This is a genomic window from Streptococcus sp. HMSC062B01 (assembly GCF_001811085.1).
GTDB classification, from domain to species: domain Bacteria; phylum Bacillota; class Bacilli; order Lactobacillales; family Streptococcaceae; genus Streptococcus; species Streptococcus gordonii.
The window spans coordinates 16,497-27,524 of record NZ_KZ672776.1; the positions used below are offsets into that span (position 1 = coordinate 16,497).

11 protein-coding genes and 1 pseudogene are annotated in these 11,028 nt (G+C 40.3%); 11 read left to right on the plus strand and 1 reads right to left on the minus strand.

All coding sequences use genetic code 11. From position 1 onward, the window contains the following. The 6 genes and pseudogenes from HMPREF2780_RS02645 to HMPREF2780_RS02670 form a co-directional block, all read left to right on the plus strand. A partial coding sequence (locus tag HMPREF2780_RS02645; protein ID WP_105026090.1) for an ABC transporter ATP-binding protein occupies nucleotides 1-776 on the plus strand: 776 nt, incomplete at its 5' end. Continuing rightward, nucleotides 757-1,888, plus strand: a pseudogene (locus HMPREF2780_RS11900) (FtsX-like permease family protein); the annotation flags it as partial. The gene HMPREF2780_RS02645 and the pseudogene HMPREF2780_RS11900, both read left to right, overlap by 20 nt. Nucleotides 1,889-2,898: 1,010 nt before the next feature. After that, nucleotides 2,899-3,765 (plus strand): ABC transporter ATP-binding protein, encoded by an 867-nt coding sequence (locus HMPREF2780_RS02655; RefSeq protein WP_105026091.1) that lies wholly within the window; start codon nucleotides 2,899-2,901, stop codon nucleotides 3,763-3,765. Nucleotide 3,766: 1 nt separating this feature from the next. Next, nucleotides 3,767-4,612 (plus strand): ABC transporter permease, encoded by an 846-nt coding sequence (locus HMPREF2780_RS02660; protein WP_045635129.1) that lies wholly within the window; start codon nucleotides 3,767-3,769, stop codon nucleotides 4,610-4,612. A 22-nt stretch (nucleotides 4,613-4,634) separates the two neighbouring features. Beyond that, entirely contained in the window at nucleotides 4,635-5,090 is a 456-nt protein-coding gene (locus HMPREF2780_RS02665; RefSeq protein WP_002899836.1) for a LytTR family DNA-binding domain-containing protein, read from the plus strand. A 10-nt stretch (nucleotides 5,091-5,100) separates the two neighbouring features. Then, nucleotides 5,101-5,517, plus strand: coding sequence for a DUF3021 domain-containing protein (locus HMPREF2780_RS02670; RefSeq protein WP_061595959.1), 417 nt, complete (start codon nucleotides 5,101-5,103; stop codon nucleotides 5,515-5,517). 120 nt (nucleotides 5,518-5,637) lie between these two features. On the opposite strand, the gene HMPREF2780_RS02675 is transcribed toward HMPREF2780_RS02670, so the two are convergent. After that, nucleotides 5,638-6,588 (minus strand): hypothetical protein, encoded by a 951-nt coding sequence (locus HMPREF2780_RS02675; protein WP_061595958.1) that lies wholly within the window; start codon nucleotides 6,586-6,588, stop codon nucleotides 5,638-5,640. Nucleotides 6,589-6,736: 148 nt separating this feature from the next. Between HMPREF2780_RS02675 and HMPREF2780_RS02680 the strand changes: the two genes are divergently transcribed. The 5 genes from HMPREF2780_RS02680 to HMPREF2780_RS02700 form a co-directional block, all read left to right on the plus strand. After that, nucleotides 6,737-7,303, plus strand: coding sequence for a TetR/AcrR family transcriptional regulator (locus HMPREF2780_RS02680; RefSeq protein WP_061595957.1), 567 nt, complete (start codon nucleotides 6,737-6,739; stop codon nucleotides 7,301-7,303). A gap of 194 nt (nucleotides 7,304-7,497) precedes the next feature. Beyond that, the gene (locus tag HMPREF2780_RS02685) at nucleotides 7,498-7,845 is read left to right on the plus strand and encodes a hypothetical protein (RefSeq protein WP_045503785.1); all 348 of its coding nucleotides are present in this window, start codon (nucleotides 7,498-7,500) and stop codon (nucleotides 7,843-7,845) included. Continuing rightward, entirely contained in the window at nucleotides 7,846-8,202 is a 357-nt protein-coding gene (locus HMPREF2780_RS02690) for a class Ib ribonucleoside-diphosphate reductase assembly flavoprotein NrdI (protein WP_179943971.1), read from the plus strand. A 404-nt stretch (nucleotides 8,203-8,606) separates the two neighbouring features. Next, nucleotides 8,607-9,347 carry a class I SAM-dependent methyltransferase gene (locus HMPREF2780_RS02695; RefSeq protein WP_045503783.1) on the plus strand — a complete coding sequence of 247 codons (741 nt, stop codon included), beginning with the start codon at nucleotides 8,607-8,609 and terminating at the stop codon, nucleotides 9,345-9,347. Between the two features lie 330 nt (nucleotides 9,348-9,677). Beyond that, a partial coding sequence (locus HMPREF2780_RS02700) for an Ig-like domain-containing protein (protein ID WP_233994371.1) occupies nucleotides 9,678-11,028 on the plus strand: 1,351 nt, incomplete at its 3' end.

Genomic DNA, 11,028 nt, shown 5'->3' on the forward strand with positions numbered 1-11,028 from the left:
GTTTATTAGATGTACAACACGTAAAAAAGATTTATAAAACCCGTTTTCAGGGCAATCAAGTAGAAGCGCTCAAGGATATCCACTTCACAGTGGATGAGGGCGACTATGTGGCCATCATGGGAGAGTCTGGCTCAGGTAAGTCAACACTCCTCAATATTTTAGCCATGCTGGACAAGCCAACAGAAGGGCAAGTCTTTCTGAATGGAACAGATACAGCGACTATCAAAAACAGCCAAGCATCCAGCTTCCGCAGAGAAAAGCTAGGCTTTGTCTTTCAGGATTTTAACCTGCTGGATACCTTGTCAGTTAAGGACAATATCCTCTTGCCTTTAGTGCTTTCTCGACGTCCCATCACAGAGATGATGCAAAAATTGGTCACTACTTGTACTGAATTAGGAATTAACAAGCTGCAAGAGAAGTTTCCTTATGAGATTTCCGGTGGTCAGAAGCAGCGGGTCGCGGTTGCGCGTGCCATCATCACTGAACCGGAGATCTTATTGGCAGATGAGCCAACAGGAGCACTGGATTCCAAGTCATCGGCTGCTCTTTTGGATGTTTTTGATGATATTAACGATCGGGGTCAGACTATTCTGATGGTGACCCACTCGACATCAGCAGCCAGCCGGGCCAAGCGGGTGCTCTTTATCAAGGATGGCATCCTTTACAATCAGATTTTCCGGGGCGATAAGACAGAACGCCAGATGTTCCAGGAGATTTCTGATACTTTGACTGTCATGGCAAGTGAGGTGGGTGATTATGTTCAAACTAACCAGTAAACTAGCTCTTTCAAATCTTGTTAAGAACCGCAGCCTTTATTATCCCTTTGTTCTATCCACGATTGTAGCAACAGCGATACTCTATAGTTTTATTTCCTTGACTTATAGTAGTAATATGGAGACAACTTATGGTGGGACAGCGGCGCGTATGACCCTGCAGTTTGGGATTTGGGTTATTCAGATTGCGGTATTGATTCTTGTGACTTATGCCAATAGTTTTGTCATGAAAAATCGCTCCAAAGAGCTGGGGATTTATAGTATACTTGGTATGGAAAAAAGGCACCTACTCACTATGACCTTCATAGAGCTGTGTCTTTTATATACTGGGGTTGTCGGACTAGGAATTATCTGTGGAACGCTACTAGATAAGCTCCTTTATGCCCTGCTCTTGAAGTTTATGGGGATGCCTGTTGTGTTGACCTCAACCTTCCAATGGTCTAATATTTGGTTGACTTTAGTCAGTCTGGGACTAGCTTTTGTTATCATTCTTTTTCTTAATTCTATGAGGCTTTTGCGCTATAGCTCACTCCACCTCATGCGAGAAAAGAAAGCAGGAGAAAAGAAGGGGAAATTCTTAGGTTTGCAGACCCTTTTGGGAGTCGTTCTCATGGGAGTTGCTTATTATATAGCCTTGACAGTTACAAAGCCTGTTGCAGCCATTGCCAATTTCTTTCTTGCGGTCCTCATGGTTGTTGTAGCAACCTATTTGCTCTTTAATGCTGGATCCATTACACTTTTAAATTTTCTAAGAAAACGTAAAAGTTACTATTACAAGCCTCAGAACTTTATTTCAGTATCTAACTTGATTTCTAGGATGCGTAAAAATGCTGCAGGTCTGGCTACGATTTCCATCCTTTCAACCATGCTTCTGGTGACCTTGGTAGGAACCATTAATATCTATGTTGGCGGCAAAGACTATATTGATACTCTCTATCCAAAAGACTATAATGTCACAGTATCCTTGCCAGATACAGTAGATAGAAATGAACCTCTACTAGAAAAAGTAAAAGAAATTGCTCAAGAATCTGGTCTTAAAAATCCGACTTACTCCGACTATCTTTATCAAACGTCGATGCTTTCTGAGGTGGCGGGGAATGAAGTAACTGTTGGCGACCGTAACTTTATGCAAGCACCTCAATCTTTCAGCAAGGCGGTAGGTAGCTTTATGCTTGTAAGCCGTCAGGATTATGAGAAGATGACAGGAGAAACATTAGACTTAGCTGATGGTGAAACACTTATCTATGGTAGAAACTTATCTTTAGATAAAAATCAACCCTTACGTATCAATGGCAAGGATTGGAAAATCAAGCAAATTTCCTCACAAGATTTTACTCATGGACACTTACCCAATGGGCATATCATGGTTGGGGGTGCTATGTTAAACATGGTTGTCAATGATATAAAAGAAGTCGGTTTGGACGCTTTGCATGAATATTATATTGGTATCTCTAGTAACACGAAGAGCAACCAGGAGTTTTCTGATAAGGTGCAAAAAGCAGTAACAGAAGAGATGGACCGTCTGCAAGTTGGTGGTTATGCAGTAAGCTTTGATAGAGAAGTGGCAGAGCAAAATCAAAAGCAGGTGACGGGAACCTTACTCTTTATAGGTCTGTTTCTCTCAGTCATTTTCTTATTGGGGGCTGTTCTGGTGATTTACTACAAGCAGATTTCTGAAGGCTATGAAGATCGTGATGGATTTGTCATCTTGCAAAAAGTTGGTCTTGATGAGAAGCAAACCAAGCGCACTATACGTAAGCAAATCGTAACTGTGTTCTTCTTGCCACTTATTTTTGCTTTCTGCCATGTTGCAGCTGCTTTTCATATGCTTAGTTTGATTGTGGCGCTTTTAGGTGTGACCAATACGCCCTTATTAATTCAGACAACGATCATAACTTGTAGCGTCTTTTTACTAGCTTATATTTTAGTATTCTTATTAACTTCACGTAGCTATCGAAAGATTGTTACACGCTAGTCTATTATCCCTGACCTCTGGTCGGGGCTTTTTTGATGTCTAGATTTTCACCTCTTGTCTCCCTCATTTTACCGCTTGTCCAAAAAGCTGAGATTTTTCAAAAAAGACTTGCTATTATAGTCTCAGAAGTTAAGGACAGGAGAAAATATCATGTTAGTAGAAACAAAAAATCTTAGCAAGATTTATGGCGATAAGGTGGCTGTTAATGGTCTCGATATTCAGATTGAGAGAGGCAGTTTTACCGCTGTCTTGGGCCCTAATGGAGCAGGCAAGTCTACGACTATCCAGATGCTGATAGGTCTCTTGAAGCCAACGTTCGGGCAGATTTGCTATGCTGAAAAGCTTAGGCTGGGTGTGGTTTTTCAAAACAGTGTGTTGGACGCTCGGCTGACAGTTTTGGAAAATCTGACTATCAGAGCTAAGCAGTACAAGGAGATGCCTGCAGGTAGAATCGAACGCTTGGTCTCTCAGCTTGGTCTTTCAGCCTTTGCCAAGCAACCGTATGGGACGCTGTCTGGTGGTCAAAAGCGTCGGGTGGACATTGCGCGAGCTCTGCTCAATAGCCCTGACCTACTTTTTCTAGATGAGCCTACGACAGGGCTGGACATTCAGACTCGGGAGAGTATTTGGAGCCTACTCAAGCAGATTCAGAAAGAAGAGCAGATGACCATTGTCCTGACAACCCACTATCTTAATGAAGCAGACGATGCGGATAAGATTTATATCGTAGATCATGGTCAGGTTATTGCCCAAGGATCTGCAGACCAGATTAAGGGAAACTACGCCCGCAATATCTTACGGATTTTAAGTCCAGATGTAGCAGGTTTAGAGAAAAGTTTGCCAAAAGACTGTGCTTGGGAGCAAGTCAAGGAAGGGGAATTTATCCTTCACCCTAAAACGACTCAAGAAGCACTGACCTTATTGGCTCAGGCAGGTCCCTATATTGAACAATTTGAATTCCAACCCGGAACCATGGACGATGCTTTTATGGCACTGACAGGAAGAGAGGTACGCTAATATGCTCGCTTTGATTAAACGCAATTTTTTACTTTATTTTCGCAACCGCAGTGGGGTAATTTTGTCCCTCTTTGGAGCCATTATTCCCTTTGTGCTTTATATCGTTTTTTTGAAAAGTAATTCTGGAGGTTATTCCAGCCAGCTGATGGACTTGTGGCTGATTGGTGGTGTGTTGGCAGTTACAGCATTAACAACCACATTGGCAGCTTTCTCACGGCAGGTCGAAGACCGGGAGCGGATGGTAACAGATGATCTTTTTATCACGGACTTAGGACCGTGGGGCTTGCAGCTTAGTTATCTTATCAGCTCTATTATAATCGGCTTTTTGATGCAGGTCATTATGTTTACCTTTATGCTCAGCTATTTTATGCAGGCGGATAAAATTTCCTTTGAATGGGGAAAACTTTCTTACCTGGTGCTTCTGATGATCTTGAACAGCCTCTTGGCCACACTAATAAATGCTCTGATTGTTCAACGCTTCAAATCAGTGGATAGTCTAGGTAAATTAGCGACAGTAGTCGGAGCGACCTCTGGTTTTCTAGTGGGAACCTATATCCCTATTGGAAACTTGCCGAACATGGCACAAAACCTGATGAAGCTTACGCCTTCTAACTACATGGCATCTCTTTTCAGACAGCTTCTCATGAAGGAAAGTCTAGCAGACACTTTTGCCAATAACAGCCAGTCACGAGTAGCTTTTGAAAAAATAATGGGAATTCGCATTGAATGGCAGGAGCTCTTGACAAGGACAGAAACTTTCTATATAGTTGGAATAGTTTTAGTTGCAATAGCGCTTATTTGGATAGTGCAAAATATGATTGTCATCCGCCGGCTGAAACTACAATAGAATGTGAATAGGGAGCTTCCTCTTGCAAGCAAAATTTGAAACAGATCCAACCATTTCATCCAAGGATCCGCTGGTTGTGGTCAAGGCAGACCAGCTAGCGGCAGAGGCCAAGGCCATCTTAGATTATTTAGAGCAGTACAAGGCTGGGCCAAGTGGTGTCCTGCCTATCAAGTCGGACGATAAGCTTATCATGCTGAAGACTGAAGATATAATCCTAGCAGACATCAACCAGACAACTTTGATGATTTACAGCAGAGAAGGCATTTATCAGACGACAGAGACTTTGACTCGCTTTCAGCAACGGATTAGCAGCTCGAACTTTATCCAGGTTTCCCGGCATGCTGTCATCAATATTGACCATTTGGAGTCTTTATCTGACAGTTTTTCTGGCAATATGACGGCCAAGCTGACCAATCAAATCAAGACCGAAGTCAGCCGTCGCTATGTTAAACTCTTAATGGAATATCTGGGAATCTAGGAGGTAAGTGATGAGTATAAAAAAATGTCTACACGCTATATTGATGGGCATCCAGAGGGGGAGTGCAGTCTATCTGATTGTCCTTGCTCTCTCTATTCAAAAAAATCCGCCCACAACAAGTAATATCGTCAGTGTCATGGTGATGAGCGGTTTGATTGGGATCATCAGTTCAATTTTAAAAACTTTTGAAGACCGTTTCTCTTTTTTAGTCTCGATTTTACTGCATTTTGTCGCTGTCGCAGTCTTAGTATGCTGCTTCATGGTCTACAATAACTGGGGATTTTTAATTGCCAACTGGCATTTCTGGCTAGATTTTATTCTGATTTATCTCTTTGTATGGCTCTTTCTTTACTTGGATACAAATCTTAAGACCAAGAAGATTAATAGTGCCTTGGACAAACGCAGAAGGGAAAAAGAAGGCAAGTAATCTACTGAAAAACGTTCTGACAAGCATATCTTAAAAAAAAGGAGCTGGGATTGTATCCTGCTCCTGTTTTTATATATAAAAAACTCAAGCTGGAAAATCTAGCTTGAGTTTTATGTGGCATTACACTCCTAATTTGATATGAGGGAAGTAATTGTAGAGATAGTCAAAAGTAGACCGAAGTTGAATATCTGTCGTTTTGCCAATATTTCGAATAGGCATCTGATATTTCTTGTTATTTGATCGAACAGCAATCAGAGTAGAATTTCTGTTGGATGCAAAGCCTCGATGCATGGTGAAAATATGGTGGTAGAGGTGGATAACCTGTTTTAGGTCAACAGTTCTTACACCACGATAATAAGTGATCAGGTGATCTTTATAGATGATGATTTTCAATTCTTCGTCATGGAAGGAAGCTTGTTCTAGTAAGAGATTAAGATTTCCTTGGACTTCTGGATAAATTGAATAAATTTCATTATAAGCTTGCACATTCTTTCTGCGGTTGAAGAGTCCAGTTCCGATAAAAATGGCAGATAAACCGACTAAGAATAGGACGTAAAAGATGAATTTGGAATGTTCAGAGTCAAACTCAGAAAGAGAGATATAAGAGCTGGTTGCAATTTTGGCCGAGATATCTCCAACTTCATTTCTTAGACTATGCATCAAGCTAGAAAAGTTGGAAATATATGATTGGTCCTTCTTTTGAACGCTTGTATTTATGTAAGTACCGACAAGTCGTGCGGGATTTTTCTTTAGCTCTCCTTTATTTGCTTGCTCCACTAGCTTGGCGATCTGCTTGTCACCTTTTTTTGCTTGAACGCCAACATATCCATCCTTATATTGAACCAGCCAAACCTCAGTTTTATCATTTACTGGGAAAATAGGTTCTGGAGAGATATCATAAACTTCAGTATAAACTGTTTCAGAAGAAACTTTAGCGGTGTCTGCTGAGTAGGCAATTTTAGGATTAGCCTTTTGGTACTGGATAAAGGCCATGGCGCCAGCTATTCCAAGAAAAATTAGAGTAATAAATAATAGGCCAATCATTCCCTGATTGCGTTTTTCTTTTAGCATTACTAAACCTCCAATAAAATTCGGTATAATAATTTGATATTCAAAGAATATCTAGACTGTAGTATAGCAAAATACTTGACTTTTGTAAAACAAGTGTTAAAATATGAATGAATAAAAAATAAAATTCATTCACAAAAGAGACAGGAAAATGGATAAAAAAAATGAGCTCCTGGCTGCAGCTAGAGAAGTCTTTGCAGAAAAAGGCTATAAGGCAGCTGGAATTTCTGATATTGCCAAGAGAAGCCAGATGGCTGTCGGAACCTTTTACAAATATTATGAGTCCAAGGAAGCTATCTTCTTGGAGGTTTATGTAGCTGAAAATAGCCGTATACGTGAGGAAACCATGAAACGCGTAGACTGGCAGGGCGAGCCCGAAGCAATCGTTGAACAGCTTTTTGCAGTCACTTTTGAGTTGATTTCGCCCAATAAAATTTTAGCCGAGTGGAATAAGCCGGGCATTTCTCAGATTCTGCACGATTACTATAATCAAGATGCCGGTCGAGCGTCCAATGCCTTTCATCAGTTTCTGATTCAGACTTTCAGCCAGCGCTTGCAGGAAGAGGGGTTTTCGAAGGAGAAAATTGCTGAGATCATGAAGGTATATGACTTGATTTACTACATAGACATGCATGTCACTGAGCAGGAATTTTCAGGCTACTTCGATAGTCTTGAGACTTTAGTGAAATATTTTGTTAAGGGAATTTTTTCCAAATAGAGAAAATTCCTTTTCTTAGAAGTGACGATGAATGAATTTATAAAAATATTCATTCATAAACAAAGGAGGTGATGGATTATGCCCTGTGATTCGGAAATGGAAAGGAACGTAATTAGATAAAATACATTATTTTTTATCATGATGTGAATGAATATCTGGAACTATTCATTCAAAAATAGAAAGTGAGGAAAAGAATGAATAAGCAAGGAGGATTTGCCATGAGTGGAATGCTTATTTTAGGTATCTGTCTGGTCGCGATTGGTCTTTTGACCATTGGCTATGGCGGTGTGACAGTTGGTTTTAGTTTAAGTATAGATTTTCAGTCATTTTTAGTCGGAGGTCTCATCCTTGTCCTAATTGGAGCAACTTTGATTCCGGGATTGCCAGTAGTTGCGAAGCTGACAGCGCTGGCTTTAGCAACGTTGTCATTGCTAATTTACATACACATGATGCCAGATTTGGAGTTTATGCTTATGCTCATCTCGGATGTTGTGGTTCTTGGCTTTGCGGCCTGGTTTGCTATCCTTTTTTTAAGAAAGTAGGTGATGAAGTTGATTGTAGTTTATGATTCTAATACTGGTATTGGAAAACGATTTGCAGAATCACTGGGCTATCCGACACAGAGCATCAAGGAGAAACTGGAAGGGCCTTGTATTCTCATTACTCGAAATGCTGGTGCTGGGAAAATTCCTTGGTCTACCAAACGCTTTATCAAGAAACATCCTGGGCTGATTAAAGGTTTTGTTAACAATGGCGACTCTGTTAAACACGGCCGGACCTTCTGTGGGGCGACTGCCTTGATTATCGGAAAATATGGGCTCCAGCATATCTGTGATATTGACCAAGGCGGTAGCTCAGAAGATGTCAAGACTGTGCAGGCATTTTTGGCGGAGTGCTAGTCTCAACAAGTTTCGCATAAAGGGAGAACTCCTATGTCTAGGTTCAAGAAAATCGAGAGTTTGCTTCTGGCTGTGATTTCTGTCTTTATCCTAATGGCCTGCGGGCTTTCACAGAATGAACTCGACATTTGAGATAAGATGGAAAAAATACTTTCAAATAAGAAGCATCAGATAAGAACCAGCTTAGTGCAATTTCAAGGCTGGTAGAAAGCTGACCAATTGGACCCAAAGTGCTGAAAGCAGAAAGCTTCAGACTCTTTTGTATAATATTCCTTTGATTTTCTGCAACTTGCCAAGTAATTTCTTCCGGTTACTCATGCTGGGTAGCCACTTGCTGAAAATCTCTTGTTTTTGTTTCAGAATTCTCTATAATAATTTTCAAATAGAAAAAGGAGACAAGAAACATGATGGAAACAAAGATACAAGAGAAACTGAAGTCAGGCTTGGAGGTGGATGATTTTCAAAAAGATGGGGACATCTACCTGGCTCTGAATCCGGACTATATCTCTGGCGACAATGCCAAGTATATGACCATGTATAATCGCTTTGCTCGCTGGTATGATTTGAGTGAAAAATGGCTGGGTGCCCTTCTTTATGGGAAAGCAGTCGATAAGCTGAGAAGAGAGCTAATGGCTGAAATAGAATGGAAAGACCATTTGTCAGTCCTTTATGTCTCTATCGGGACTGGTCAAGACCTGCGCTACATCCCTAAGAATATTGATCTGAAAAGCCTAGACTTTGTCGGGGCAGATATTTCCATAGGCATGCTGAAAAAATGTCAGAAATCTTGCTCCAAGAAGACCAATCTGCAACTCTTTCATGCCTGTGCGGAAGATCTACCCTTTGCGGATAATAGTTTTGATATCGTTTATCATATTGGTGGAATCAATTTCTTTACCGATAAGACCAAGGCCATGCAGGAAATGCTAAGGGTGGCTAAACCAGGGACTAAGATTTTGATTTCAGATGAGACGGCGGATTATGTGGACCAGCAATATAAGAAAAACCACTTTAGCAAGGACTATTTTAAGGATGCTACTGTTGATCTTGGAGAAATTGAAGCAGCAGTTCCAGCGGGAGTCAAAGAGAAAGAGTTGAAATTCCTCTGGGATGGTAAATTCTACGCCTTGACTTTTAGGAAATAAATCAGAAGAACCGGACTTTGTTTCCGGTTTTTGTGGTATTTCAGACACAAAAAAGTAATAAAAGATTGGATTTGGTAGCATCAGCTTTAATTTGAAAGTTAATGTAATTATTTGTTCAATGCTAGCAAGTTAATGAAATTTGAATAAATATTAAAAAAAGGCTTATAACATATGGTCTTTTTATTGATAGTATGGTAGAATGAAGGCGTAATGTATCTATAAAAAATGTTTACTTTTTTGTAAAGGTAAACACTGATAAGATGGGGAAATCAGTTAGTATACAATTACATTGTACATTCAAAACTGAATATTATGAGAAAGGAAGATTGCATGAACAAAAGAATTAGAACTTGGCTTCACGTCATTATTCTTTGTTTGGGAGTGGTTTTGCCATCATTAACTCCTCTTGCCCAAGTGCAGGCGGCCGAATTTAATGATGTCATTACTGAGATGAGTCTCAAAAGTTCTTCTGGAGGAGACTTAACACAAGGGATTGATATTTGGCAAGATTTCCGCGTTTACGCAAAATTTGTATTGCCTGATAACCAAGTACATCAAGGAGATACGACGACAATCACCTTGCCGCCAGAGTATGCTTTTGCGAACTCTTCAGCCATTGAGCTTAAGGACGAGTCAGGTAATCTTGTTGCAAATGGATTTTTGGATTCTGCAAACAAAACGATTACCTTAACATATACAAATTATGTTGAGCAAAAATCTGGTGTCCGTGGAGAATTTTTCTTCTATGCTCGGGTTGACCATGATGTAGTGAGTCAAGAAGGTGACTTGAATGCTGGATTTACAATAGGAACACGGACCTTAGTTCCAGGGACTGTTCATTATAATGGACCTCCTAAACAGTATGACTCTAAGATTGAAAAGAGTTCCTTCCAGTATAAGGATGACGAGAAAAATGTTATTCGTTACAATATTACTGTAAACCGCAATATGGCCAACTATAGTGATATAACCATCAAGGATGCGTTCTCGTCTCCAAATTTCACCTTCTTACCAGATACTTTTCGTATTTATAAAGTAGATTGGCGTTGGAATAACGGAGATTGGAAATGGTCTAATGCTCAGGATATGACAGAAACATTTAAGAAACAAATGACTGTAAATCCGGGCGGAGATGGATTCACTTTACCTCTAGGAGATACTAATGGCTTTGGTTATATGATTGAATATAGGGCTAAAGCAAATTATGATTTAGTTGATGGCGAAAAAATTACGAACGTAGCCAAGATGAATTATAATGGTGGTCTGACTGAACAATCAACTAGCACTCGTACCTATCAGATTGCTGGTGGTGTAGCTGAAGGATATGTATTCTCTATTAAGATCCACAAGGTAAATGAAGCAGGTGAAAATCTTCAAGGTGCTGAATTTGAAGTGGTTCGTGACAGTACTGGGGCAGTAGTTGGCAAGTTGACAACAGATGCTGATGGTAATGCGAGCGTAGGAGAGTTGTTGAGAGACAACTATACTATCCGAGAAGTGACAGCACCAGAAGGATATGACAAATCAACTGAGGAAATCAAGATTGGTTCACAAGATTTCGGAACTGATAAATCGGTATCTCGTGATATTGTCAACAAGAAGACACCAACTGAAAAAGCGATTACTTTCAGTAAAGTAAACCTTGGTGGTACTGAGATTGCTGGTGCAGAGATCAAGATCT